Source organism: Paraburkholderia sp. ZP32-5, assembly GCF_021390495.1.
Lineage (GTDB): Bacteria > Pseudomonadota > Gammaproteobacteria > Burkholderiales > Burkholderiaceae > Paraburkholderia.
This window is the reverse complement of the sequence record NZ_JAJEJP010000002.1, coordinates 324,138-346,569: the sequence shown is the minus strand read 5'-3', so window position 1 is coordinate 346,569 and position 22,432 is coordinate 324,138. Positions and strand designations below refer to the sequence as shown.

At 63.2% G+C, this 22,432-nt stretch carries 25 protein-coding genes; 12 read left to right on the top strand and 13 right to left on the bottom strand.

Going from position 1 to position 22,432, the window contains the following annotated elements:
- Positions 1-32: 32 nt before the first annotated feature.
- The 4 genes from L0U82_RS20425 to L0U82_RS20410 form a co-directional block, all read right to left on the bottom strand.
- A complete protein-coding gene (locus L0U82_RS20425) occupies positions 33-575 on the bottom strand; it encodes an A24 family peptidase (RefSeq protein ID WP_233833955.1) in 543 nt (180 codons plus the stop codon).
- A 29-nt stretch (positions 576-604) separates the two neighbouring features.
- Positions 605-775, bottom strand: a complete 171-nt coding sequence (locus L0U82_RS20420; RefSeq protein ID WP_233833953.1) for a Flp family type IVb pilin — start codon at positions 773-775, stop codon at positions 605-607.
- Between the two features lie 68 nt (positions 776-843).
- Positions 844-1,014, bottom strand: a complete 171-nt coding sequence (locus L0U82_RS20415) for a Flp family type IVb pilin (protein ID WP_233833951.1) — start codon at positions 1,012-1,014, stop codon at positions 844-846.
- A 109-nt stretch (positions 1,015-1,123) separates the two neighbouring features.
- Positions 1,124-1,360, bottom strand: a complete 237-nt coding sequence (locus L0U82_RS20410; protein WP_233833950.1) for a hypothetical protein — start codon at positions 1,358-1,360, stop codon at positions 1,124-1,126.
- 841 nt (positions 1,361-2,201) lie between these two features.
- On the opposite strand from L0U82_RS20410, the gene L0U82_RS20405 reads away from it, so the two are divergent.
- From L0U82_RS20405 to L0U82_RS20390, 4 genes are read left to right on the top strand one after another with little or no spacing between them, the layout of a single operon-like run.
- Positions 2,202-3,488, top strand: a complete 1,287-nt coding sequence (locus L0U82_RS20405; protein ID WP_233833949.1) for a glycosyltransferase family 87 protein — start codon at positions 2,202-2,204, stop codon at positions 3,486-3,488.
- Between the two features lie 13 nt (positions 3,489-3,501).
- On the top strand, positions 3,502-4,575 hold the full coding sequence (locus L0U82_RS20400; RefSeq protein ID WP_233833947.1) for a glycosyltransferase family 2 protein: 1,074 nt from the start codon (positions 3,502-3,504) through the stop codon (positions 4,573-4,575).
- Positions 4,576-4,591: 16 nt separating this feature from the next.
- Positions 4,592-5,344, top strand: coding sequence for a class I SAM-dependent methyltransferase (locus L0U82_RS20395; RefSeq protein WP_233833945.1), 753 nt, complete (start codon positions 4,592-4,594; stop codon positions 5,342-5,344).
- Positions 5,337-5,711, top strand: coding sequence for a GtrA family protein (locus L0U82_RS20390; RefSeq protein ID WP_233833943.1), 375 nt, complete (start codon positions 5,337-5,339; stop codon positions 5,709-5,711). The genes L0U82_RS20395 and L0U82_RS20390 overlap by 8 nt, the downstream gene beginning before the upstream one ends.
- A gap of 25 nt (positions 5,712-5,736) precedes the next feature.
- On the opposite strand, the gene L0U82_RS20385 is transcribed toward L0U82_RS20390, so the two are convergent.
- Complete coding sequence (locus L0U82_RS20385; protein ID WP_233833941.1) at positions 5,737-6,969, bottom strand: YbfB/YjiJ family MFS transporter; 1,233 nt, start codon at positions 6,967-6,969, stop codon at positions 5,737-5,739.
- Positions 6,970-7,314: 345 nt separating this feature from the next.
- Here L0U82_RS20385 and L0U82_RS20380 point away from each other — a divergent pair, with 345 nt between their 5' ends.
- On the top strand, positions 7,315-7,794 hold the full coding sequence (locus L0U82_RS20380; RefSeq protein ID WP_233833939.1) for a hypothetical protein: 480 nt from the start codon (positions 7,315-7,317) through the stop codon (positions 7,792-7,794).
- A 98-nt stretch (positions 7,795-7,892) separates the two neighbouring features.
- Here the strand turns inward: L0U82_RS20380 and L0U82_RS20375 are convergent, their stop codons facing one another.
- From L0U82_RS20375 to L0U82_RS20365, 3 genes are all read right to left on the bottom strand, one after another.
- Complete coding sequence (locus L0U82_RS20375) at positions 7,893-8,093, bottom strand: DUF2783 domain-containing protein (RefSeq protein ID WP_233833938.1); 201 nt, start codon at positions 8,091-8,093, stop codon at positions 7,893-7,895.
- Positions 8,094-8,114: 21 nt separating this feature from the next.
- Positions 8,115-9,935 (bottom strand): FAD-dependent oxidoreductase, encoded by a 1,821-nt coding sequence (locus tag L0U82_RS20370; protein ID WP_233833936.1) that lies wholly within the window; start codon positions 9,933-9,935, stop codon positions 8,115-8,117.
- A gap of 62 nt (positions 9,936-9,997) precedes the next feature.
- A complete protein-coding gene (locus tag L0U82_RS20365; RefSeq protein WP_233833935.1) occupies positions 9,998-10,957 on the bottom strand; it encodes an MBL fold metallo-hydrolase in 960 nt (319 codons plus the stop codon).
- Between the two features lie 319 nt (positions 10,958-11,276).
- Here L0U82_RS20365 and L0U82_RS20360 point away from each other — a divergent pair, with 319 nt between their 5' ends.
- From L0U82_RS20360 to L0U82_RS20345, 4 genes are all read left to right on the top strand, one after another.
- Positions 11,277-12,026, top strand: coding sequence for a hypothetical protein (locus L0U82_RS20360; protein WP_233833933.1), 750 nt, complete (start codon positions 11,277-11,279; stop codon positions 12,024-12,026).
- Between the two features lies 1 nt (position 12,027).
- A complete protein-coding gene (locus L0U82_RS20355) occupies positions 12,028-12,333 on the top strand; it encodes a hypothetical protein (RefSeq protein ID WP_233833931.1) in 306 nt (101 codons plus the stop codon).
- Between the two features lie 189 nt (positions 12,334-12,522).
- The gene (locus tag L0U82_RS20350) at positions 12,523-13,413 is read left to right on the top strand and encodes an IclR family transcriptional regulator (protein WP_233833930.1); all 891 of its coding nucleotides are present in this window, start codon (positions 12,523-12,525) and stop codon (positions 13,411-13,413) included.
- Positions 13,414-13,426: 13 nt separating this feature from the next.
- Complete coding sequence (locus L0U82_RS20345) at positions 13,427-14,269, top strand: IclR family transcriptional regulator (RefSeq protein WP_233833929.1); 843 nt, start codon at positions 13,427-13,429, stop codon at positions 14,267-14,269.
- Positions 14,270-14,324: 55 nt separating this feature from the next.
- On the opposite strand, the gene L0U82_RS20340 is transcribed toward L0U82_RS20345, so the two are convergent.
- The 3 genes from L0U82_RS20340 to L0U82_RS20330 all read right to left on the bottom strand — a co-directional run bounded on the left by L0U82_RS20340 (position 14,325) and on the right by L0U82_RS20330 (position 17,235).
- The gene (locus tag L0U82_RS20340; RefSeq protein ID WP_233833927.1) at positions 14,325-15,188 is read right to left on the bottom strand and encodes a MurR/RpiR family transcriptional regulator; all 864 of its coding nucleotides are present in this window, start codon (positions 15,186-15,188) and stop codon (positions 14,325-14,327) included.
- A gap of 108 nt (positions 15,189-15,296) precedes the next feature.
- On the bottom strand, positions 15,297-16,379 hold the full coding sequence (locus L0U82_RS20335) for an ABC transporter ATP-binding protein (RefSeq protein ID WP_233833925.1): 1,083 nt from the start codon (positions 16,377-16,379) through the stop codon (positions 15,297-15,299).
- An 82-nt stretch (positions 16,380-16,461) separates the two neighbouring features.
- A complete protein-coding gene (locus tag L0U82_RS20330) occupies positions 16,462-17,235 on the bottom strand; it encodes an SDR family oxidoreductase (RefSeq protein ID WP_233833924.1) in 774 nt (257 codons plus the stop codon).
- Between the two features lie 390 nt (positions 17,236-17,625).
- On the opposite strand from L0U82_RS20330, the gene L0U82_RS20325 reads away from it, so the two are divergent.
- From L0U82_RS20325 to L0U82_RS20315, 3 genes are all read left to right on the top strand, one after another.
- Positions 17,626-18,858 carry an ABC transporter substrate-binding protein gene (locus L0U82_RS20325; protein WP_233833922.1) on the top strand — a complete coding sequence of 411 codons (1,233 nt, stop codon included), beginning with the start codon at positions 17,626-17,628 and terminating at the stop codon, positions 18,856-18,858.
- A gap of 213 nt (positions 18,859-19,071) precedes the next feature.
- Positions 19,072-19,962 (top strand): carbohydrate ABC transporter permease, encoded by an 891-nt coding sequence (locus L0U82_RS20320; protein WP_233833920.1) that lies wholly within the window; start codon positions 19,072-19,074, stop codon positions 19,960-19,962.
- On the top strand, positions 19,959-20,810 hold the full coding sequence (locus tag L0U82_RS20315) for a carbohydrate ABC transporter permease (protein WP_233833919.1): 852 nt from the start codon (positions 19,959-19,961) through the stop codon (positions 20,808-20,810). The genes L0U82_RS20320 and L0U82_RS20315 overlap by 4 nt, the downstream gene beginning before the upstream one ends.
- A 124-nt stretch (positions 20,811-20,934) precedes the next feature.
- Here L0U82_RS20315 and L0U82_RS20310 read toward each other — a convergent pair whose 3' ends face one another.
- Together L0U82_RS20310 and L0U82_RS20305 are read right to left on the bottom strand one after the other, a co-directional pair.
- Positions 20,935-21,228, bottom strand: coding sequence for a DUF1330 domain-containing protein (locus tag L0U82_RS20310; protein ID WP_233833917.1), 294 nt, complete (start codon positions 21,226-21,228; stop codon positions 20,935-20,937).
- 76 nt (positions 21,229-21,304) lie between these two features.
- Positions 21,305-22,384, bottom strand: a complete 1,080-nt coding sequence (locus L0U82_RS20305; RefSeq protein WP_442793691.1) for a nitrilase-related carbon-nitrogen hydrolase — start codon at positions 22,382-22,384, stop codon at positions 21,305-21,307.
- Positions 22,385-22,432: the final 48 nt, after the last annotated feature.

Sequence of the window (22,432 nt, the reverse complement as noted above, 5' to 3'; positions counted from 1 at the left end):
CCTGCATGGTTCAGGGAAGCGTTCATCCGCCTCTACATGGCGGTGGCGAACAGCGTCCCGAGGGTTCCGGCCGCGATCGCGACGCCGTATGGAATGGTTCCGACCGATGACGCATGCGCATCGATCAGGTCCGGCTGGCGCAACGGTGCCGCGAGCCAGCCGTGCATCAGTTGCCGCAGATTGGCGAGCAATCTGCCGATGCTGCCGCGACAGATCACGAGCCCGATCGACCACACGCCGCCGATCAGAAACGTGGCGAGCGCGATATGCCAGGTCATCGTCACGCCGACCCATGCGCCGACCATCGTCAGCAGCTTGACGTCGCCGGCGGCCATGCCGCGCAGCAGATAGAAAGGCAGTAGCAACGCGAAGCCGCACGCGGCACCCGCGAGCCACTCGAGCGAGCCGGCGAGCGGCCCGAGAAGCCAGATTTGCACGGCAAGCGCGGCGGCAAGCCCAAGCGCGATCACGCGATTGGGAATGCGCCGCGCCGTGATATCCGTGCTGGCCGTCACGATCACCAGCACGATCACGCACAGCGGTACAGGATGTGGCGGCAGAGGTGGCAGCGTCATGATGGCCTCGTTGCGTAAGGTCGAACGGTTCAGATCGACGTAGCAATACTGCTAAACAGCGTGCTCAGGTTCGTCCCGAGCGTGGTGACGGCACCGATGATCGCAAGCGCGATCAGCGCGGCAATCAGACCGTATTCGATGGCGGTAACGCCGTCTTCGTCGCGAACGAAACGTGCTGCGTTGGCAATAACGTTTTGCATCACAGGCTCCTTTCGAGGCAATGGGAAGTGACGGACGAATCTCAAAGTTCGTCCGTCGGCAGGGAGACTTAAACTTCCGTGGAGAGGCTGGTGAACACGGAGTTCAGATTGGTGCCGAGCGTCTTGACGGCGCCGAGGATGGCGAGCGCGATCAACGCGGCGATCAGGCCATATTCGATGGCGGTGACGCCGTCTTCGTCGCGAACAAAACGGACTGCGTGAGCGATGACGTTTTTCATGGTGAACTCCCTGTCGATATCTAATTGATGAAAGCCCTTGACCAGGATTGGCCTCAGGGAAGGCACTGCGGGCACTGCAAAGCAACAGCGGACAGCAGGCAGGTTTTCGTCACCCGGTCGTTGTCGTGGCACGGGTATGGACCCGCACCGGCGCAACGCTGGGCGATACGAAATCGGCGTAACGGAAGGAATGGAAATGCAGGCGCGCAGCGACGACAACGTCGGCATACGTGCGCAGCCGGCCGGCCAGTTGATTCATTGAGGCCGCGAGCCATTGGCGTGGCATCGGCGAGCGATGCGCGTCGCACTGGCGGCGGTTGCGTTCTCGCGTGAGCTGGTCGTTCATGGATCCCCCGTGTACTGTGTTCTTCTGCGATTCTTCTGGCGTCCGGTCGAAGCCGGCCGTCTTTTCTCTCGCTTCTCTCTTGCTTCTCTCTTGCTACCTGTTCTTCTCGTTTGTTCTTCCCGCTTGCTTGCCGCTGTTCTGGTCCTCGGCATCGCGTGAGCGGAGCGGCCTCGTATTCGTTATCGATGTCCTTCGTGATTTGTGCCCGTTCTGCGTGAGCTTCGAATCGTCCGGTCATCGTGTCGTCGATTTGCCGCGCCCTCTCTATCGCAAGGACAGGGCCAGCTGCGGGCGAATCTCGAAAACATGCGGGTTCCCGCTCGATGCCCCTGCGAGTGATGCCGCATTGCCGTCCTGAATGTGCTGATTGCGCGACACGCTGTGTGCGCGGCCGAACACTTCGCGATGCGCGTAGAAGCCGCGCCAATTGAGGCTCGGGACTTTTTTCTCAGGACATTCCCTGGCTCGGTAAGAAGCAGATTTGCGTGGGAAACGGAGTGTGCGGAAGGGAGCATTTGTCCAAAGCGTCTCATCGGCGAGACGCGTTGGTGGGGTGGCGCACATAAGTCACTGCCTTTGGGCCGAAATCTGGCCGAATTGGCATGAATCCCGGCGGACGCTGAAAAGCGCGGGCTTGAAAGTCAGACAGATTTCCGCCAACAATGAGCTCACCGGTTCAGCGCTAACGACACAGTTTTTTGATTCGATGTCGCGCGCGGGCGATCAGAAAGGCAGACCAGAAAACGCCAGCAAATAGCGGTCAATAAGCGACCAATAAACAGAGCGAACGGATGGTCGACACGATTTCATCCGGATCACGAATCACACGGGGGCGGGGATCATGTACGTTTCACAACTGCAGATGCGCGGCGGCGAGAACCCGGTTCGCAACTGGCTCACGCCCGCGCGCATCGTGTTCTACTGCATCGCGATGATCGTGCTGTACGTGGTGATGATGACGGCGTGGGTGGTCACGAGTCACGGCTTCACCGTCCACACCGCTTCGCGCCCCGGCGCCGATTTTTCGATTTTCTGGTCGGCCTCGTATGCGCTTCTGCACGGGTCGGCGGCGCAGGTCTACTACCATCCTTCGTTCGACAGAATCCAGCAGACGCTCTTCACGAATCTCGGCCATGTCAGCATGATGCCGTGGCTCTATCCGCCGACGTTCCTCGTGCTGATCGCGCCGCTCGCGCTGCTGCCGCCGCTCGCCATGTACTTCGTGTTCACCGCCGGCGGCATCACGCTGTTCACCGCGGGCACGCTGCGCGTATCTGGGCTCGTCTCTAGTCTGAAGGGCTCACGCTTCGCGTGGCTCGTGGTGGCGGCAATGCCGTGCGCGTTCGTGCCGGCCATGTTCGGACAGAACTCGCTGCTGACAGCCGGCATCGCGGTGTTCGCGCTGTATTGGCTGCCTCGCAAGCCGGTGCTCGCGGGACTATGCATCGGCTTGCTCGCGATCAAGCCGCAATTGGCGCTGCTGTTTCCGCTCGTCTTGATCGCCGCGCGCGCATGGCGTGCGCTCGTCGCGGCCGCATTCAGCGCAACGCTGTTCAGCGCGCTCAGCGTGCTGGTGTGCGGCGTGCAATCGCTGCGCGACTTTCTCGTCAACACCGGCATCGCGCGCGAAACCCTGCTCGAACATCAGCGCTCGTATTGGCTCTCGTCGCCGACCACCTTCGCGGCGCTGCGCGACAGCGGCGTACCGATCGCGGCGTCGTATGCGGCGCAGGCCTGCGTCGCGCTGATCGCGGCAACGGCCGTGTGGCACGTATGGCGCAAGTCGCGCGATATGCGCCTGCGCGCCGCGAGTTTCACCATCGCGACACTGCTGGCCAATCCCTACGTCTGGCACTACGAACTCGCGTGGGCCGGCATCGCGATAGCGTGCATGGTCGCGCTCGGTCTCGACAAGGGATGGCTGCGCGGCGAGCAATCGGTGATCGCGCTGCTGTGGCTATTGCCGGCTTACGAACTGTTCAATCGCATCTTCTCGTTGCCGCAGATCGGACCGGCCATTCTGCTGCTGATGCTGTTGATCATCGTGCGCCGCGTGCGGCTCACCGGCGACGAGCGCGACGAACGCGCCGCCCTCATCTATTCGCACGCCATTCAAACAATTCGATAAACGGGGAAGCGCCATGTCGACACCTATCAACAAGCCACTGCTCTCACTGGTCGCGCCGTTCTACAACGAACAGGATGCAGTCGAGCGCTTCTTCGCCGCGGTCGTACCGGTGCTCGAATCGATCGAGGGCACGCGCTTCGAGATCGTCTGTATCAACGACGGCAGCAGCGATGCGACGCTCGATCGTCTGGTCGAGGCGAGCGCGCGCGACCGGCGCATTCGCGTGATCGATCTGACGCGCAACTTCGGCAAGGAAGCGGCGCTGACCGCGGGCATCGACGAAGCGTCCGGCGACGCGGTGATTCCGATCGACGCCGATCTGCAGGACCCGCCGAGCCTGATTCCGGTGATGGTCGAACACTGGCGCGCGGGCGCCGAAGTGGTGGCCGCGAAACGCACCAACCGCGCCTGCGATACGTTCGCCAAACGCACCGCGGCCGCGCTCTACTATCGCGTGCACAACGCGCTGTCGGAAGTGAAGCTGCCGGAGAACGTCGGCGATTTCCGGCTGATCGATCGTCAGGTCGTCAATGCGCTGCGCAGCCTGCCGGAACGGCGCCGCTTCATGAAGGGGCTGTTCGCGTGGGTCGGTTATCGCACCGTGATCGTCGAATACGAACGCGAGCCGCGCAGCGCCGGTCACTCGAAATTCTCCGGCTGGCGGCTGTGGAATTTCGCGCTCGAAGGGATCACGAGTTTCAGCACCGTGCCGCTGCGTAGCTGGACCTATATCGGTCTTCTGATCGCGACGCTTGCGTTCATCTATGGCGGCTATGTGATCGGCCATACGCTGTGGTCCGGCAATCCGGTGCCCGGCTATGCGTCGACCATTTCGGTGATGCTGTTCATGGGCGGCATCGAGCTGATCGGCATCGGCGTGGTCGGCGAATATATCGGCCGCATTTACTACGAGTCGAAAGAGCGGCCCGTGTATCTGGTGCGCCGCCGCTATCAGGCGCGGAGCAAGGTCAGCATGCTGCCGGGCGTGCGTCCGGATATCCGTCATGAAGCGCGCGCGCCGCATGTTGCGCGGGTCGAGATCGCTCGCAGGCGCGCCGCGCCACGTGTGCGAGTAGTCGGCCATTGACGACGAGGAGCCCATCATGTCCCCTGACGCCTACCTCGAAATGGCGGAGACCGAAGCCGAACACTGGTGGTTTCGCGCGCGCCGCGACGTGCTGCAGACGATGCTGGACCGGCTCGCGCTGCCACGCGGCTCGCGCGTGCTCGAAGTCGGTTCGGGCACCGGCGGCAATCTCGACATGCTGGCCGGCTTCGGCACGGTCAGCGGCCTCGAAATGGATCCGACCGCTCGCGCACTGAGCGCGCGCAAAACCGGCGCGCACTTCGATATCCGCGCGGGCCGTTGTCCCGACGACGTGCCGTTCAACGGCGAGCGCTTCGATCTGATCTGCTTCTTCGATTGCCTCGAACATATCGCCGACGACACCGGTTCGCTCGCGCGCATGCAGGCACTGCTGACGCCGCGCGGACGCGTCGTCGTCACTGTCCCCGCCGGTCAGAAGCTGTGGAGCGCTCACGATGTGTTTCTGCATCATCACCGCCGCTACAGCCGCGAATCGCTGATGCGCTGTGCGGCGGCGGCCGGCTATGAGGTCGAGCGCATCACCTACTTCAACACGCTACTGTATCCGCTCGCTGTCGCTGCCCGCTGGGCCGACCGCATGCTGCAACGCAAACGCTCGACCGGCGATGCGATCCCGCCGCGCGCGCTCAACGCCGCGCTGTACCGGATCTTCAGCGCGGAACGTCATTGGCTCGCGCATGCGCCGCTGCCGTACGGGGTGTCGCTCCTCGCGGTGTTACGCAAGCGCCAGGGTGAGCCGAATGAATAAGGTCGATCGCGTCAAGCTGCTGCGCTTCGCGTTCAGCGGCGTGTTCGCGACCGGACTGCATGTCTGCATCGCGATGACATTGATCGCGCAGGCCGGCATGTCGCCACCGTGGGCCAACGTGATCGCGTTTACGTGGGCGACCGCGGGCTCGTATCTGCTCAATACGTTCTGGAGTTTTTCCGCGCTGCCCGCGCTGACGAACGCCGGGCGTTTCGCGCTGGTGTCGCTGGGCGGCCTTGCGTTGACCGCGCTGGTCTCTCACGCGACGCAGGCGGCGGGCGGCACGCCGGGCGTCGGTATCGCGCTGGTCGTGTGCGTGGTGCCGCCGATTACTTTCATCGCGCACCGGTGTTGGACTTATCGCTGAGTTGCGTTGCCGCGCGACGCTCGCATCACGCGTCGCGCAACGCCTTCTGACAGGCAGCGGCCACGGCGCCCGCTGCGAGCAACGCCGCCGAATACACGAGACCGCGCGCGAGCCCCGCGCCGTCCGATACCCAGCCGATCACCACCGGCCCGACGATCTGCCCGAACGCAAACACGATCGTGAACGCGCTAATGCCCTTCGCCCAATGTGTGACGGGCAGGTTGTGGCGCACGAAGGCGGTCGTCGAAGCAACTGCCGACAGGAACGTCGCGCCGAACAATATCCCCGACACGAACGCGACCCACGGCTGCGCGAATAGCGCGGGCAGCAGCGTCGCGACCGCGAGCAATGCGTTGAGCACCGCGAGCGCCTGGCCGCCGCGCATGCGATCGAGCAGCGTCGACCAGATCCGCGCCGACACCACGGTCGCCACGCCGAGCAGCAGATAGAAGGCCGTCACGACCGCCGCGCTCATGCCCGCGTTGCGCAGCAGCGCGACGATGAAGGTCATGTAGCCGATATAGCCGACGCCGAACAGCCCGTATGCCGCGAGCGCGGCCGCGTAACGCGGCCAGCGCGGCGCATCGTCGCTGGCAGTGGCATGTGCTGAGGATGCGGCGCTCGCATGCGCGCTGTCGATCCGCCTCGCCGCGCCGATCGCGACTGCCGCGCACAGCGCGCAGGCGGCGGCAAGCGCGAACCACGCGACCTGCCAACCGTGCGCACCGCTGACGATCGTGAACGGCACCAGCAGCGACGACACGACGATGCCCCACCCAGTGCCGCCGTAATACAGACCGAGGATCAGCCCCGCGTCACGCGGCCGCGCCGAGGCGAGCCGCGCGGCCAGCACGCCGCCGCTGATAAAAATCGCCGCGCTGCTCGCGCCGGTGATCACCCGCAACGTCAGCAGCGAATTCGTATCGGCGATCAGGCCGCTGCCCGCCATCAGCAACGCCGTGAGCGCGCAGCCGCTCGCGAACAACGCGGCGGCGGTCCAGCGGCGCGCGAGCCGCGGAAACACCAGCGCGCCGAGCAGGTAGCCGAGCGCATTGGCGGTATTCATCGCGCCGGCCTGCGCGAAGCTCCAGCCGAGATCGAGCTTCATCGACGGCAACAGCAGTGCGTAAGCGAAACGGGCAAAACCGAGCGCTATCGCGCTGCCAAGCGATAGCGCGGCGGCGAGCCGCAGCGTCGGCAAGCGCTGCGCCGAATCGGCGGACGGGGGATTTGAAGCGGTCTTGAGTGACGAAGACATGAGTGGGCGGACGTGGGCAGCGATGCTGCTAGCCGGGTCTGGTTCGGTGGATCGAAGCGGTTCGACGCGGATCGATTCGGTAGCTCGTCATCATAGCCGGAGGCGCCGGGCGGGGCTGACGATTAGTTGCATTATGGGCGACGCCTGTGAGCCTATGAATGATTTTCCAATACCTCGCAAATGAGAATGATTTGCATTTGAAAGAGATTTGCTCCATGATTCATCGCATGGCAGTCCAACCGAAACACACCGAACGCCGGCGCCCGCGCTGCGTCACCGCCGCTTTGTCGCTTGCGTGATGCGCCGGCCGGCGCACCTCCGGACTGTGTCCCATCAGGAGCAACGATGAACTTCCGCTCACAACACGGCAGCCGCCCCGACCTGATCGACGATCATCCGGCCGACACCGCCCACGCGCCCGATCACACCGTACTCAGTGCGGTGCGCACATGGCTGCGGCCGGCCTGCGAATCCGCGCGTGGCAGCCTGCACTGGCGCGACATCCTGAGCGACGCCGGCTTGCGCAAGGACGGCATCGAGCATTTCGATCTGCTGATGCGCTCGCTAATGCACGTGTCGTATCGCCCGCTCGACATGCGCTGCCGTTGCGCGATCGAACTCGGCAAGGACGAAGCGGTGATGCTGCAAACGATCGCGCTGCTGCAGAAAACCCATAGCGGCGCCGCGTTGCGCATGCTCAGCGAGTGGCTGCCGGCGCCCGCGGTGAGCGGCGTGCTAAAGCTGCTTCGCTGGTTCGCGATCGACCTGCTGGACGCCGGCGTTGAACTCGACGTGCACGCGCGGCGCGTCACGTATATGCACTGAAAACGCGTGCTTATGTGCGTGCCTATGTCATTGGAACCGGATCTCGACGTCGTGGCATTGCCGTCCGTGCAAATCGTGTCCGGACGCTCACGCACACGCTAGCCCTCGATCGCCCCTTCGCGCGCGCAGCGCATCGCTTCGAGCAACGTCGTGTGATCGCCGATATGGTTCGCTAATAGCAGAATCAGCTGTGCGTTGGCCGACTGGCTTTGTGCATCGTCGAGACCGCGATGCATGTCGATCAGCGCTTCGTAGAAATCGTCGGCGCGTAACAGATTGGGTTGCGTGTTCAGTGCCATGTTCGTTTCCTTTCCCGTTCGTCAATGCGCTGCCGGCATCGCGTCCGCGCTTGCGCTCGGGCTCACATTCGCGCTGATGTTCTCGGCCCCGCCTTCCGCACACAGCGCACGCCTCATCGCATGCTCGACCGCGTCCGCGTCGAGTTTCCGCCAGCGCGCGCAGACGTGCTGATCCGGCCGGATCAGATAGAACGTGCCGGGCTTTGCGTCATAGCGCGCGGTGGCAAGACCTTCGATATCGCGCGCGACCCGCATGTTCATGCACGCATCGGCCGGCGCATCGCCGTCCACCACGACCATCAGCTTCAGCGGAATCGGCCCCGCGCGCAGCGCATTGAGCGCGGTACGGGTGGCCTCGTCGATAGCACGGCCATCGCAGAACAGCACACCGGTGAACTGCTCGCCGAGTTGCCGCAGCAGCCAGGCCGGATGGCCTTCCATCTGCACCGGGGCATCGACGCAGGCCGCGCCCGGCACCATCGCGCCGTCGAAGCTATCGCAATCCGGCGTATTGAGCGGCGAATCGCGCAACACCGCCGGCACCGACAGACGCCCGCTATTGGCTAACTGACGCGCAAACGGATGATGCCTCGACAGCTTCAGCACGGCATCGCGAAACACCCGGCTGACCGGACTCTTCGGCGTGATGAAACCAGTCGAGCGCGTCGAGTTGCGGATGTTTTCGTCGGCAGCGAATTCGCGTTCGCTCGCATACGTGTCGAGCAATGCATCGGACGCGCTGCCGTCGAGCACCATCGCCAGTTTCCACGCGAGGTTTTCCGCATCCTGCACGCCGCTATTCGCGCCGCGCGCGCCGAACGGCGATACGCCGTGCGCAGAATCGCCCGCGAACAGCACGTTGCCGTGCCGGAAACGCTCCATCCGCGTACACGAAAACGTGTAGACGCTGACCCATTCGAGTTCGAACTTCGCGTCGGCGCCGAGCAATGCGCGTACGCGCGGGATCACGCGTTCAGGTGTTTTTTCGAGCACCGGGTCGGCATCCCAGCCGAGCTGGAAATCGATACGCCACACGTTATCCGGTTGACGATGCAACAGTACCGACTGATTCGGATGAAACGGCGGGTCGAACCAGAACCAGCGCTCGGTCGGAAACTCGGCTTCCATCTTGACGTCCGCGATCAGGAAGCGATCGCGAAACGTGACGCCCTTGCTGTCGAGACCCATCATGTTACGGATCGGGCTGCGCGAGCCATCCGCGGCCACCACATAACGGCCGCGCAGCGCATAGATGCCGTCCGGTGTTTCGACACTCAGCGTGACGCTCGCATCGCCCCCACTCGCGCTCGAGCCCGACGTGCCGTTCTGCTGCACACCAACCACTTTGCTTTTCCAGCGGATCTCGAGATTCGGCAGTTCCTGCGCGCGTTCGAGCAGAAAGCCTTCGACGTAATACTGCTGCAGATTGATGAAGGCCGGCCGGTGATGCCCCGCTTCCGGCTGCAGATTGAACGTATAAACGAGGTCGTTTTTCAGGAACACCTTGCCGACGTTCCAACTGATGCCCTTGTCCACCATGCGCTGACCGCAGCCGAGGCGATCGAAGATATCGAGCGAGCGCTTCGAGAAACAGATCGCGCGCGAGCCGGTGGATAGCGAGCAATCGTCGTCGACGAGCACGACCGGCACGCCCTGCTGCGCGAGATCGATCGCGGTGGCGAGGCCCACCGGGCCCGCGCCGACCACGATCACCGGATAGGGCGCGGCTTCTGTCTGCTGGCTTTGCTGCGTCGTTTGCTGCGCTTGCTGCGTATCACGCTGCGTTTGCTGTTCACGGCACGGCCGGTATTCGAACGACAGCGCCTGGTAGTCGATGGTCATCTCGTGTCTCCGTCGCGCCGCGTTCTGCGCCGCGGCGTCTCCATCCGGTACTGCTCGTTGCGTCAGACTTGCAGCGCGGCCCACATCTCCTTGTCGCGCTGCGCGGTCCAGATACGCGGATGCGTAATGCCGCTCGCTTCGTCGAACGCGCGCGACACGTCGAACGGCAAGCAATGTTCGTAGATGAACACATGGCCAAACTTCGGATCCATCGCGGTGCGCGTGTGCGCCATCGCGGCCTTCAGATCGAGCTTTTGCGCGACCGCTTCACGGCCGCTCTGCAGCAGCGTGGTGACGAAATCCTTCGTGTAATCGAGGCCTTTGTCGACTTCGGCGGGCGAAAGCAGCGCGGGACCGCGGCCCGGCACGAGCTTGTCGGCCTTCAGCGCGCGCAGTGCTTCGAGCGTCGCGGGCCACTGTTCGAGCTGCGCGTCGCCGCAATAGCAGGCCGCTTCGTATTCGACGAGATCGCCGGAAAACAGCACCTTCTGCGACGGCAGCCACACGATCGTGTCGCCCTTCGTATGACCGGCGCCCACGTGCGCGATGCGCACTTCGAGCTTGCCGAGAAACAGCGTGATTTCTTTTTCGAACACGAGCGTCGGCCACGTGAGGCCGGGCACCGTTTCGACGCCCGCGAAGAGGCGCGGAAAGCGCTCGATCTCCGACTTCATATCCGCTTCGCCGCGCTCGACGATCATCTCGTAGGTGCCGCGGCTCGCGATGATCTGCTGCGCGCCCTCGTCGAAGTACGCGGACGCGCCGAGCACGCGCACCGCGTGGTAGTGCGACAGCACCACGTATTTGATCGGTTTATCGGTGACGCTGCGGATCTTCGCGATCAGGTCCTGCGCCATGGCCGGCGTCGCGGTCGTGTCGACGATCAGCACGCCGTCGTCACCGATGATCACGCCCGAGTTCGGATCGCCCTCGGCGGTGTACGCGTACGCGTTCTCGGACAGCTGGGTCCACGTGACTTTCTTCGCTTCGAGGTCGGCCTGCGATGCAAATGCCTTTGCCATGCTTGTCTCCGTCAGAAGTTGGACGAGAGGCGAGACGGCCTGCGGCATCGGCCGGAAGTCCGGCGGGCAAGCGGTATTGGAGGGTTGTCTCGCCCCGTTTGTCGATTGGATCGCCGCGCTTGTTGCGCCGATGTTGTCGGGGTAGAGGCATGGTATGGCTGTCTCGTTTTATTTGTCAATAGCGAAAAGTATCGCTATACGCAAATTTTCAGACGAGACATGATCTTTGCCGTTTCTGACGTTTTTCCGTCGGGTTCCGATGTAATTTTTCCGCACCTGCTTACTTGCCTCAGGCAAAGTCACTCAACGCGGAGACGATATGTCGTTTAATCTCGCAACGGGACCTGGCGAACGTTGCACGCTTTACTCGCTCAGCGAATATCAACAACGATTTCCCTCGGATGCGCCAACCGAGTCGTTTGGCCGAAAGACGATCAGCGCTATCAGTCCCTTCGCGTTAGCACTGGATGATGCGCAGTTGGCGCGCTTACGCGACTTTCTTCGACGCTGTGTGCATTACCCGTTGGACGCAACCGCGGATAGTCTGATTCGCGCGCTGAAACGAGCGATAGACCGTCGCGATGTGTTTGCGGTCGCCGAGGTGCGCCGGGTCTCATCGGGAGGCAAAAGGAGTGGCGACGAACCACGAACACGGTCGATTACCTTCAGCCCTTCGCAGTTATTTCGCGGCGCTGCGAAATCAGCCAGCGTCGCACGTGCGTTCAGACCGTCCGCGCGCGCATTGCCGAAGCTCCCAGCCGACGATGGCATCGCGATATGGTTTGCAAAACCGGGCGATGTGCTACCCGATGGCACCATCGCGACACCGCTTGCTACGCCTCTGGCCGACGCGCAACCGTTTGAGTACACGCCGGATACGGTAAGCGATGACCTGCAGGATCTGGCCGCGCGTGGCGTCAGCGAAAGAGATGAGGCAGACTGTTTTGCTCAATACGAATTCGATCTGGATCAATGTAATTTCGTTCGAGCGATGACTCAAGATCCCCGTGCGTATGCGATGTGCAAACAGACGGCATTCAAGAATTACCAGCAATGCAGAGGTTTATGACATGACAAAGCGCCTCCGCGCCACCGTGATTTTTTATAACGAGGAAACGCAGCAAGTCCAGTTGTGTACTGTGCACCGGGACGAAATCAAAGGCGCGATAGATCGGCAGATCGCGCGCGGATCGGTCATGAATTTGCCACTTGGCTCCGATGACCCAACGGCTCCGCTTACCGATGAAACGTTGCGGCAAATTGGTGGCATGGCTGTTCTTAACCAGGCATCCGTACATCCCGAGTTGCGCGACCGCTTACAGATCTCGCTGCAATATCCAGTCGACTGGGCACCAGCGAAACCGCCCACGGACTGATGGCGAAACGCGAAGCTTCGAAGCTGGCGCGGAGCGTGCGTCAAGTCAGAACAACGCTTGAGGGGACGTGATGTCAGTGCCTGGCGTCAGGACAGTTGCGGCCCCTGGTTGGCAACGGCTTGGAGCAGACGTGATCATTCGATTAACATGGACCGCTTTTTACGGGCGATTGCGGGTGTGAGCAAAGCGATGAAATCGACAGCAGACGCGGGCACCACTGCGGTTGCACGTGCCGCCAAAGGCAAAGGCGCGAACGGCATTGGCAACAGCACCCCCGCCACCGAACCCACCAAACCCCAACGCGGCATCCAGAGCGTCGAGGTCAGCGGCCGTGTACTGCTCGTGCTTGCTGCTGCGCGCGCCCCGCTCGCGCTATCCGATCTCGCGAGCGCCGCGCAACTCGCGCCCGGACAAGCGCACGCGTATCTGGTAAGCCTGAGCCGCCTGGGCCTGATCAAGCGCGACGAACTGTCGGGCCGCTACGAGCCGGGGCCGCTTGCGCTGCGGCTCGGTTTGCTGCGCCTCGAAAGCCAGCCGGCGTTTCGCGCCGCCGTGCCGCGCGTCGCGGCGCTCGCCGAGGCGATCGGCTTTAGCGTCGCGATCTGCATTGCCGGGCCGCAAGGACCGACCATCGTCCGCTATGAACATGCGGGATTTCCTCTGCACGTGAATCTGCATGTCGGCACCGTGATGTCGTTGCCGGCGACATCGACGGGGCGCGTGTTTTGCGCGTATCTGCCCGATGACGTGCTCGACGCGATGTGGGCCAATCAGTCGGGCGACGCCGGCATCGCGATGACACCGCCCGCCGAACGCGCGGCCTTCGATACGACGCTCACGCGCATCCGCGCGCGCGGGCTCGAAAGCAGCGTCGATGCGCCGAGCCCCGGTATCAGCAGTCTGAGCGCGCCGGTGCTCGATAGCGAAGGACGCCTCGCGCTCGCGCTGACGGTGATCGGATCCACCGGCGCGATCGATGTCGATCCCGACGGCAAGACTGCCCGCGCGCTGTTGAACACGACGCGCGACATCGCGGCCGAACTCGCGGTCGCCACCGCCGTGCTTGCACCCTCCCTGTAACGCGTCTCTGATCGTGACCGACTCCGCCAAGCTCCCCTCCGATTCCGCCGATACGAAACCGCAGCGCGGCATTCAATCGCTCGACAACACCGGCGAACTGCTGACGGCGCTCGTCGCCGCCGCGCGTCCGCTGAACCTGCGCGATCTCGCGGCCGCCGCCGGCATGCCGCCCGCGAAGGCGTTCCCGCATCTGGTGAGTCTGCTGAAGATCGGCCTGCTGAGCCGCGATGCGTCCGGCTGCTTCGAAGCCGGCCCGCTCGCGCTCGAACTGGGTTTGATCGGCTTGCAGCGTCTATCGCCGACGCGCGAGGCCGAGCCCGAAGTGATCGACCTCGCGGCGTCGACCGGCATGAGTGTCGCGATGGCGGTGCTCGGTCCGCTCGGACCGACCGTGGTGCGCCTGGAAGAATCGCCGCGGCCCTTGCATGTGAGTCTGCGCGTCGGCACCGTGATGTCGCTCGTCAATACGGCGATTGGCCGTGTGTTCGCCGCCTACGTTGCAGACGATGTACGCGCGGGTCTGCTCGCGCAGGATCATCTGCGTCTCGCGGGAGCCGCTACCGCCGATATCGCCGCGCGCAAAAACGCTTACGCGCAACGGCTCGCGCAGATTCGCGCGGACGGCATCGATACCGCTTTGAGCAAACCGATTCCCGGCATCAACACACTCGCCGCGCCCGTGCTGGATCACACCGGCAGCATCTGCGTCGTGCTCGCGTTGATGGGGCCCAGCGGCAGTTTCGATTGCGAGCTGTCAGGGCAACCCGCGCTGACATTGCGTTCGGCGACGTCGAGATTGTCGCGGCGATTCGGCTGGATCGCGGCGGCGAGCGTCGCAGAAAACAGCGACACGTAAGCGCTTTTCTGATGTTTCAGCGGTTTGAAGTTTCGAACGCGACGTGACGCGGCCGCTAGCCGCCAGCCCCTTCCGGCTCATGCGATGCAAGCCGCGCCTTCGCATGCCGCATCTTCTCCAACGTCCGCGGCCCGGCCTTCAACGCGACGCCGATCGCGAGCGCATCCATGATGCACAGATGCACGAGCCGCGACACGCCCGGCGTATTCGGATCGACGGGACTCGGCACGCGCAGCAGCAACGGAATATCGACGAGCCACGCGAGCCGCGAGCCGACATTGGTCAGCGCAATCGTCGTCGCGCCGCGCTCCTTCGCGATCTGCATGCTCTCGTTCACTTCGACGCTGCGCCCTGAATGCGAGATCGCGAACGCCACGTCGCCGGGCTCCATCAGGCCCGCGTAAAGCCGTTGCAAATGACCATCGGTGAAAGCGGCCGCCGCGATATCGATGCGCAGAAAACGCAATGCGGCATCCTGCGCGACGAGACCCGAACCCGACCCCACGCCGAAGAAAAACACTCGCCGCGCGCTGGACAGCGCCGCAATCGCGCTCTCGACCACTGCCGGATCGAGCGCGCCGCGCGCATGCGTAATGCCGTCGACGGCAGCCTCGCCGACCTTGTCCATCAGCGTCTGCATGTCGTCGTCGCGTGCGACCGCGGTCGACGCATACGGCAATCCGCCCGCGACGCTCTGCGCAAGCTGCATCTTGAAGTCGCGCAAACCATGCGCGCCGATCGCGCGGCAAAAACGCGTGACGGAAGGCTCCGACACGTCAGCGCGCTGCGCGAGTTCGGTGATGCTCGCGCGCATCGCGAAGTCGACGTCGGCGAGCACCATGTCGGCGACCTTGCGTTCGGCGGGCCGCAAACTGGTCAGCGCGCTGCGGATATGGGGAATCAAGTTCGGTGCGGACACCCGGTATTCCTTAGGGCCTGTTTACATAGGGAATCCGCGTCGCTCGCAGCCTGTTCGGATTTCGATCGGCTCGATCGTTCGAAGAGGCTACGAGCGCCAACACGCGGTTCAGACCAGCCTGCGTCCACTCTCCGTATCGAATAGATGAATGTGTTCGGCCGGCAAACGCAGCGCGACACGCTGACCAGGCTCGATCTTCGAGCGCTCGCGCGTGGTCACGCACCACGTGGAACCGCCTATTTTCCCGTACAAATGTGTCTCGGCGCCAGTCGGCTCGATCACTTCGACGTCGAGCGCGGCATCCGGTATCTGCGTGGTGACCTCGACATGTTCGGGACGCACGCCGAGCGTGACCTTCGCACCGGGCGCCGCCGACGCGGGCGCGCGTTCGAGCGCGATCTCGCTGCCGTCCGCGAGCTTGAGCGCGAGGCCCTGGCCTTGCGTGCGATTGACGATCGCGCCTTCGGCGAAATTCATCGACGGCGAACCGAGGAAGCTCGCGACGAACAGATTCGCCGGACGGTCGTACAGTTCGAGCGGCCGGCCGATCTGCTCGATACGCCCCGCGTTCATCACGACGATGCGATCGGCCATCGTCATCGCCTCGATCTGATCGTGCGTAACGTAGATCACCGTATTCTTCAGACGTTGATGCAGCGCCTTGATTTCAGTGCGCATCTGCACGCGCAGCTTCGCGTCGAGATTCGACAGCGGCTCATCGAACAGGAACAGCGACGGTTCGCGCACCACCGCGCGGCCCATCGCGACGCGTTGCCGCTGGCCGCCCGACAGCGCGCGCGGCAGCCGGTCCAGATAGCCGCTGAGGTTCAGCATCTTCGCGGCGGCATCGATACGCGGCTTGAAGCTCGACGATGCTTCCTTGCGAATGCGCGGACCGAACGCGATGTTCTCGTAGACCGATAGATGCGGATACAACGCGTAACTCTGGAACACCATCGAGATATTGCGCTGCTGCGGCGCGAGCGTATTCGCGCGCGTGCCGCCGATCATCAGATCGCCGCCGCTGATTTCCTCGAGCCCGGCCACCATCCGCATCAGCGTGCTCTTGCCGCAGCCCGACGGGCCGACCAGCACGACGAACTCGCCGTCGTCGATGTCGAGATCGATGCCGTGCACGACCTGCGTGTCGCCATAGCGTTTGAAGATGCCGCTCAGTTGCACTGCTGCCATGCTGTCCTCATTGCATTGTGTTTGCTGCGTGTTGTGTTGCGCTTGCTGCTGGCGTTGTTGGCGTCATCGTGCGCGTTGCGGCTCAGAACGATTCGAGCGTCAGCTCCTGCGCCATCAGACGATTGCCAGCCATCAGGCCGCCGTCCACCGGCAGTGCGACGCCGGTAATCACGCGCGCCATCGGCGATGCGAGAAACAGCACCGCGTCGGCGATATCGTCGGGCGTCGCAAAGTCGCGCAACGGGTACCACTTCTTCAGATCCTCGAACACCTGCGGGTTCTTGTCGACGCGCGCCTGCCACGCCTGCGTCTTCACGGTGCCCGGACACACGATGTTCGCGCGAATGCCGTAGCGGCCCAACTCGATCGCGAGCGCCTTCGTATAGCTGATCAGTCCGGCCTTCGCCGCGCTATACGCGGGATGCCCGAGCGCGGCGAGCCCGTTCACCGAACCGATCAGCACCAGCGCACCGCGCTGCCGTTCGATCATCGACGCACGCACCGCTTCCACCGTGTGATACGTGCCGTTCAGGTTCAGATGGATGTCGCGCTGCCAGCTGGCGGCGTCGGTGGTTGCGAGCGTCGTCGCAAAGGCCGCGCCCGCGTTCGCGACCAGCACGTCGACCGGCCCGCGCGCGGCAACCGCGGCGGCCACCGCCTGCTGCACCGCGGCGGCATCGCCGAGATCGACCGCAATCGGCGTGACCTGCGCCGCGCCCAGTTGCGCGCTCAACGTCTGCAATGCCGCCGCATCGATGTCGAGCGCGAGCACGGTGTCGCCCTCGTCCACGAAGCGTTTGCATAACACGCTGCCGATGCCGCCGCACGCACCCGTTACCAACACCACACGATTCATCTGAGCCTCGCTAATCCGCCTGCCGGTGATTGCCTGCTTCGCGCTTGAGCGCGTGGTCGCCGCCCACCTGCGTTGCTGGCACGCCCGCGCCGCCATCCGGCCCGCAACGCCCACCCCGCTTACCTCGCGTGCGGCTGACCGGCTCTCCGGCCTGTAAATTTCCTACAAAACTGACGATCACCAAATCTCGAAAATCCCGAAGAGTGGGTTTTCACGTGACCGCACGATGCAGAATACCCCATGTTTTACAGCATCTTATGCACAAAACTCGCCGAGAAGAAATATCGCAGACCCTACGTGACAAGCGATTTTGCGTCATGTAGGATTTTTTCAAACAATCAACCCAAGGCGGCCGGCGACGGCGGCAAACCACCCACAGGAGAGAGAGAAATGTCGTTGCATGCCCGTGCTTCCCTCGCGCTAGGCAAAGTCGCCGTGGCGCTCGCGTTTGCAGGTATCGCCGTGTCGGCCCATGCCGAGACGGTGCGCGTGACCGTCGCTCACTACAGCGACGCCACCGCGCCCTACTTCGAAAAAATGGCCCGCAACTTCGAGAAGGCCAACCCCGGCACGACGATCAAGATCGAAGACGTGAACTGGGACACGCTGCAACAGAAGCTGCAAACGGATATCTCCGGCGGCGCCAACGCCGACCTCGCGATCGTCGGCACGCGCTGGCTGCTCGACTTCGTGAAGGACGATGTCGCCGAGCCGCTCGACGGCTACATGGACGCGAGCTTCAAGGGGCGCTTCATCGGCCCGTTCCTCGCGCCCGGTCAGATTAACGGCAAGACCTATGGCTTGCCGATCGCCGCTTCCGCTCGCGCGCTGTACTACAACAAGGATCTGCTCGCGAAAGTCGGCTATCCGGACGGCCCGAAGACGTGGAACGACGTGATGGACGCGTCGAAGAAACTGAAGGCTCAGGGCATTGCCGGCTTCGGTCTGCAAGGCAAGGAAATCGAAACCGACGTCTACTATTACTACGCGTTGTGGACCCAGGGCGGCGACGTGGTCGGCAAGGACGGCAAGGCCGCGTTCAACTCGCCGGCCGGCGTGAAAGCCGCGACGATGTACAAGCAGATGATCGACGAAGGCCTGACGCAACCGGGCGTGACCGGCTATAGCCGCGAAGACGTGCAGAACCTGTTCAAGCAGGGCCGCGTCGCGATGGTGATCTCGGCACCGTTCCTCGCCAAGCAGATCAAGAAGGAAGCGCCGAACCTGAAATACGGCATCGATCCGGTGCCGATGGGCACGACGCACGCCACCTATGCGGTCACCGATTCGATCGTGATGTTCAAGAACTCGAAGGTGAAGAAGACCGCGTGGAAGTTCCTCGACTATCTGTTCACGAAGGAACCGCGCGTCGAATTCACGACGACCGAAGGCTTCCTGCCGACCACGAAGGCGGAAGCGGCCGACCCGGCATTCAACGATCCGGACACCAAGGCATTCGTCGCGCTGCTGCCGACCGCTCACTTCGCGCCGACCATCACGGGCTGGGAAGACACCGCGAAGGCCGTGACCGATGGGATGCAGGCGATCTACCTCGGCAAGGCGAAGCCGGCTGACGCGTTGAACGCGGCGGCCGCGCAGGCGAACAAATCGCTCGGCCACTGATACGCGGTTTTCAACGCTTGTTTTGTGCAGCTTTTTGCGCCGTAGTTCTTTGAAGGTGATGGGCCGATACGAAACGCGTGCCGCCGTTGCGACGGCGGTGCGCGTTGCGTTTTGCTCTCCACCTGCTTCACCCGCTACACCCGTTGATGCACTCTCCGGCCCATCCCGTCGCGCTCGCTGCTGAATGCAGGCGCGACTTACGATCGAGCACGCATGAGCCGTTCCGTTTCTTCGCGCCCACACGCGCCCTGGTTGCTGATTGCGCCGAGCCTCGTGCTCGCGCTGTTCATCATCAGCTATCCGATTTTCAACATCGTGTGGCAATCGCTGCACGACGTGTCGCGCTTCGGTGCAATTCGCGATTTCACCGGGGTGCAGAATTTCATCAACGTGTTTCAGGACCCGGTGTTTCTGTCGTCCGTACGTCGCACGATCGTCTGGACCGTGTGCGTGGTGGGCGGCACCGTCGCAATCTCGGTACCTGTCGCGCTGATTCTGAATCAGGACTTTCACGGCCGCGGCATCGCGCGCACGATCGTGATGCTGCCGTGGTCCGTTTCGCTGACGATGACCGCCGTCGTCTGGCGCTGGGCCTTCAACGACGACTACGGGATGGTCAACGTCACGTTGCAGCGCCTCGGTTTGATCGGCGGCCCGATTCATTGGCTTGCTACGCCTGAGCTGGCGTTTCCCGTCGAGATCGCAGTCGGCATACTGGTGTCGATTCCATTTACGGTGACGATTTTTCTCGGTGGGCTGTCGTCGGTGCCCGGCGATATCTACGAAGCGGCGCGCATCGATGGCGCGAGCGCATGGCAGCAGTTCCGTCAATTGACGATGCCGCTGCTGCGCCCGTTCATCAACATGGCGATCCTGCTGAACGTGATCTACGTGTTCAACTCGTTTCCGATCATCTGGGTGATGACGCAAGGCGGCCCCGACAATGGCACGCATATTCTCGTCACCTATCTTTACGAACTCGGCTTCCGGCTCGGACGCCCCGGCGAGGCCGCGGCGGTTTCACTGATCATGCTCGTGATGCTGTTCGTGTTCTCGATTGCTTATCTGCGTCTGCAACGCACGAAAGAAGGAGTGCCGTCATGACGCTCGACGCCAAAACAAAGCGTTCGTTGTGGTGCTGGCTCGCGCTGTCGCCGCTCGTGGTCGTCGTGCTGTTTCCGTTCGCGGTGATGTTTTTCACCGCGGTGAAACCGGCCTCCGAGATCTTCGTTTATCCGGCGCGCTGGCTGCCGATGCACTGGCAATGGCGCAATTTCATCGACATGTGGGACGCGGCCAACTTCGGCGTCGCGCTGCGCAATAGCGCGATCATCAGCACGCTATCGACACTGCTCGCGCTCGCGGTCAGCCTGCCCGCCGCCTACGCCCTCGCACGCTTTCCGTTTCGCGGACGCGGCTTATATCGTCAGTTCCTGCTCGTCACGCAGATGCTGTCGCCGATCCTGCTGGTGGTCGGTCTGTTCCGTCTCGCCGCGATGATCCCATGGGGCGACGGCAACCTGGTCGATTCGAAGATTGGCGTGATCGTGTCGTATGCGGCGTTCAATATCGCGTTCGCGGTGTGGATGCTGTCGTCGTACTTTCAGACCGTGCCGCAGGATCTCGAAGAGTCTGCATGGCTCGAAGGGTGCAGCCGCACCCGCGCGGTGTTCAAGGTGTTTCTGCCGCTCGCGGTGCCGGCGATCGTCGTGACCGCGATCTTCACGTTCATCAATGCGTGGAATGAATTTGCAGTGGTGTACACGCTGATCCGCTCACCGGAGAACAAGACGCTGACCGTGCAGGTGACCGATATGGTAGCGGGCAAGTATGTGGTCGAATGGCACCTGGTGATGGCTGCGACGCTGTGCGCGACGTTGCCGGTTTCCGTGGTGTTCGCGTGGCTGCAGCGCTATATGGTGAAGGGGCTGGCGCTGGGGGCGGTGAAGTGAGCTAGCTCTGCGCGGCAACGGCGGTGATGCGAATCGAAACCGCCGATACCGATGATGCCGCGCAGACCTCAAGTTTCATTGCGCGCAATGCGCGTCAATCATTCTTCGTGCAATAAGCGGTCTGTTATTCCACGCCGCGCACGATGCGCAGATCGCGCTCGACACCATCGCCCAATGCGGCAAGTGCTTTCTTGTACGCTTCGCTCTCATAGGCAGCAACGGCCTGTTCGTAAGTCGCGAACTCGATCACGACGGTGCGCTCCTTCAGGCCCTGCTCATGCGCCTCTTCCGCCACGCCACGGACGATGAACTTGCCGCCCGCCGCCGCCACGGCCGGCGCGGCCAGTTGCGCATAGGCGGCCAGTTTCTGCGCATCGTTCGTCTTGCGGTACGACGTCACCCAATAACCTTTGCTCATTCGAATCTCCTTGTGTGATGGTTCAAAGCAGTCGCGGCTTTACATAGTAGCAAAGCGGCATCGACATGCGAGACCATCAACACAGATTCCCGCCGCGGCTCAGCCGGTTGCGGCCGACCACCGCGAAACTGACCGGCACCGCGCCGCCTCGCACCGGCGCTGAAGTCCGCGAGATTGCCGGCGCCTGATTCTCCGTTTGAGCCAGTGGGCCGTACAGTTCCGGGCGGCGGTTTTCGAGCCATTGCCGGCCGGCGCTGGTGTCGATCAGCGTCGAGTCCAGTTCGGCTGAAACGAAGGTGCGGGTGTTTGCGGGGCTATTGGCGCTAGCGGCGTTGCCAGCGTTGTCGGCGAGAACGCGGCCGTTGGGGTCAACGATCATTGCGCTGTGCGGTTCATCGCCGGCTTCGTCACCAGCTTCGTCGCCCGCTTCAGCGCTGTCGCTGAACGCGACGAACATGCCGTTGTCCGCCGCGCGCGCCGGCAACCAGCGGTGCAGGTCACCCGCTTCACCGGAATCGTTGCCCTCGCCTGCGTTCGAGTTTTCAACGTCTCGCGCGGCATCCGCTCGCGACGCATGCCGCGCGGAAATCGGCTGAAGCTCGCAAGCTCTGTCGCGATTCATTCGATACCGTCGATGCGGCGCGACCAGCAGCGTCGCCCCCATCAGCGCGGTCATGCGTACGTTCTCGATCAGATAGTTGTCGCCGCCGATCAGCACCGCAATGCGAACGCCCCACGCGGTGTCGAAAACAGTGAAACGGTTGCCGCATTCGATACGCCGATGTTCGAACGCGTACAGCTTGCGATGGCAGTAGCGCACACCACCCGGCATGCACACCACGTAGCTGTTGAACAGGCGCCCATCCGGCGTCCGCTCGATCAAGCCGACACCCGCGGCAACACCGGTCGCATCGACCGCATCGGCCACCGCGCTGACCGATGGTCCATCGATTGGTTCGGCTAGCTCGTCCAGCTCACGCCGGGGCAGCTTCGCGAGATTCGCGCACTCGGTAAGACAGGCTTCGGGAAACACCGCCAGCGTGATCCCCTCGCGAGCGGCAAGCACTAACCGATCCGTCACACGCGAGACGTTCGTCACGTTCGACGAAATTTCGCCACCCGGCGACACGAGCGGAATGGCGGCAACACGCAACATCGGAGCAGACACGGCAACGACCTCATCAACGGACAACTGGAATGAGGA

What these genes read in the sequence shown, in the direction of transcription:
- L0U82_RS20330 (WP_233833924.1), bottom strand. Translation starts at nt 17,235, where the DNA reads ATGAATCGTGTGGTGTTGGTAACGGGTGCGTGCGGCGGCATCGGCAGC.
- L0U82_RS20410 (WP_233833950.1), bottom strand. Translation starts at nt 1,360, where the DNA reads ATGAACGACCAGCTCACGCGAGAACGCAACCGCCGCCAGTGCGACGCG.
- L0U82_RS20320 (WP_233833920.1), top strand. Translation starts at nt 19,072, where the DNA reads ATGAGCCGTTCCGTTTCTTCGCGCCCACACGCGCCCTGGTTGCTGATT.
- L0U82_RS20380 (WP_233833939.1), top strand. Translation starts at nt 7,315, where the DNA reads ATGAACTTCCGCTCACAACACGGCAGCCGCCCCGACCTGATCGACGAT.
- L0U82_RS20315 (WP_233833919.1), top strand. Translation starts at nt 19,959, where the DNA reads ATGACGCTCGACGCCAAAACAAAGCGTTCGTTGTGGTGCTGGCTCGCG.
- L0U82_RS20405 (WP_233833949.1), top strand. Translation starts at nt 2,202, where the DNA reads ATGTACGTTTCACAACTGCAGATGCGCGGCGGCGAGAACCCGGTTCGC.
- L0U82_RS20390 (WP_233833943.1), top strand. Translation starts at nt 5,337, where the DNA reads ATGAATAAGGTCGATCGCGTCAAGCTGCTGCGCTTCGCGTTCAGCGGC.
- L0U82_RS20400 (WP_233833947.1), top strand. Translation starts at nt 3,502, where the DNA reads ATGTCGACACCTATCAACAAGCCACTGCTCTCACTGGTCGCGCCGTTC.
- L0U82_RS20310 (WP_233833917.1), bottom strand. Translation starts at nt 21,228, where the DNA reads ATGAGCAAAGGTTATTGGGTGACGTCGTACCGCAAGACGAACGATGCG.
- L0U82_RS20325 (WP_233833922.1), top strand. Translation starts at nt 17,626, where the DNA reads ATGTCGTTGCATGCCCGTGCTTCCCTCGCGCTAGGCAAAGTCGCCGTG.
- L0U82_RS20415 (WP_233833951.1), bottom strand. Translation starts at nt 1,014, where the DNA reads ATGAAAAACGTCATCGCTCACGCAGTCCGTTTTGTTCGCGACGAAGAC.
- L0U82_RS20360 (WP_233833933.1), top strand. Translation starts at nt 11,277, where the DNA reads ATGTCGTTTAATCTCGCAACGGGACCTGGCGAACGTTGCACGCTTTAC.
- L0U82_RS20350 (WP_233833930.1), top strand. Translation starts at nt 12,523, where the DNA reads ATGAAATCGACAGCAGACGCGGGCACCACTGCGGTTGCACGTGCCGCC.
- L0U82_RS20395 (WP_233833945.1), top strand. Translation starts at nt 4,592, where the DNA reads ATGTCCCCTGACGCCTACCTCGAAATGGCGGAGACCGAAGCCGAACAC.
- L0U82_RS20385 (WP_233833941.1), bottom strand. Translation starts at nt 6,969, where the DNA reads ATGTCTTCGTCACTCAAGACCGCTTCAAATCCCCCGTCCGCCGATTCG.
- L0U82_RS20355 (WP_233833931.1), top strand. Translation starts at nt 12,028, where the DNA reads ATGACAAAGCGCCTCCGCGCCACCGTGATTTTTTATAACGAGGAAACG.
- L0U82_RS20335 (WP_233833925.1), bottom strand. Translation starts at nt 16,379, where the DNA reads ATGGCAGCAGTGCAACTGAGCGGCATCTTCAAACGCTATGGCGACACG.
- L0U82_RS20365 (WP_233833935.1), bottom strand. Translation starts at nt 10,957, where the DNA reads ATGGCAAAGGCATTTGCATCGCAGGCCGACCTCGAAGCGAAGAAAGTC.
- L0U82_RS20370 (WP_233833936.1), bottom strand. Translation starts at nt 9,935, where the DNA reads ATGACCATCGACTACCAGGCGCTGTCGTTCGAATACCGGCCGTGCCGT.
- L0U82_RS20375 (WP_233833938.1), bottom strand. Translation starts at nt 8,093, where the DNA reads ATGGCACTGAACACGCAACCCAATCTGTTACGCGCCGACGATTTCTAC.
- L0U82_RS20420 (WP_233833953.1), bottom strand. Translation starts at nt 775, where the DNA reads ATGCAAAACGTTATTGCCAACGCAGCACGTTTCGTTCGCGACGAAGAC.
- L0U82_RS20305 (WP_442793691.1), bottom strand. Translation starts at nt 22,384, where the DNA reads ATGTTGCGTGTTGCCGCCATTCCGCTCGTGTCGCCGGGTGGCGAAATT.
- L0U82_RS20425 (WP_233833955.1), bottom strand. Translation starts at nt 575, where the DNA reads ATGACGCTGCCACCTCTGCCGCCACATCCTGTACCGCTGTGCGTGATC.